The organism is Methanosaeta sp. UBA356 (genome assembly GCF_002496465.1).
Lineage (GTDB): Archaea > Halobacteriota > Methanosarcinia > Methanotrichales > Methanotrichaceae > Methanothrix > Methanothrix soehngenii.
In genome coordinates this window covers 1-995 of record NZ_DAKC01000135.1, presented here as the reverse complement: position 1 = coordinate 995, position 995 = coordinate 1, and the positions used below count along the sequence as shown (strand labels likewise).

Here is a 995-nt window from a genome sequence, read left to right as displayed (position 1 = left end):
TGGCCTGTGGCAGACTTCAGAGGTCGATCCTAATCCAATATTGATTGCCGACTCCAGATCCCGCACAATGAACTCCGGGACGCCTTTAGGATTGGAAGAAGGATATGAGCTTTTGATCCAGTCCATAGACATAGATGGAAATAAATTGCACCTGGAGCTCTGTAAAGATGGTATGGTGGTTGATTCTCAGGTGATCATATCAGAGAAAGAGGTTGATGATACCTTCATCTACTCCAGGCCAGAAACATCGCAAAAAATTAAAGTTCGCTTTAAGAACGCTTTCAGAGGCGCAGAACAGAGCTTGGCCACAATAGACAACATCTCGCGGTGAATCTAATGGATGGGGGAGCATAGATCGTAAGTTAAATAGCATAGATAATAGCAAGGTTAATTATGAAAATCATATACACCAAAGTATTCGTTAACGATCAGGATAAAGCCCTGAAGTTTTACACACAAATCCTGGGCTTTGTGAAGAAAAGCGACATTGGCGCGGGGGATTACAGATGGCTTACCGTTGTCTCGCCTGAGGATCAAAACGGCACCGAGCTTATACTTGAACGGAATGATAATCCAGCAGCAAAAAATTATCAGAAAGCAATTTTCGAGCAGAGCATTCCCGCGATAAACTTCGGCGTTTCTGATGTCCACGCAGAGTATTAACGACTGAAGAATCTCGGGGTGAAGTTCACAATGCAGCCGTCAGAAGTAATGGAGAATGTGACCATAGCCGTCTTCGACGATACCTGTGGCAACTTGATACAACTACAAACGATAGGATGAGGAGCGCTTTAATAATGAAAGTCATCTTGAGCAGAAAAGGATTTGACTCCGAGTTTGGTGGGTATCCCAGCCCAATCCTTCCAAATGGGCAAATGATCTCGCTCCCTATTCCCGATCAAAATGAAGAGCTAAGATACTCAGATGTTATGGCGGGTGGCTCGACTTTTTACGATCTTATGACCTGATCAGCGATGACTTCCTCCCCACACCTC

Annotated in this window: 2 protein-coding genes and 1 pseudogene; all 3 read left to right on the top strand. The window is 44.5% G+C overall.

Annotated features, from left to right (window positions below; all coding sequences use genetic code 11):
• A partial coding sequence (locus tag BP727_RS13105) for an S-layer protein domain-containing protein (RefSeq protein WP_286859270.1) occupies window positions 1-331 on the top strand: 331 nt, incomplete at its 5' end.
• Window positions 332-393: 62 nt separating this feature from the next.
• Window positions 394-783, top strand: a pseudogene (locus BP727_RS13100) (VOC family protein).
• Between the two features lie 14 nt (window positions 784-797).
• Window positions 798-968: a hypothetical protein gene (locus BP727_RS13095; protein ID WP_286859264.1), complete on the top strand. Its 171-nt coding sequence runs from the start codon at window positions 798-800 to the stop codon at window positions 966-968.
• Window positions 969-995 lie beyond the last annotated feature (27 nt).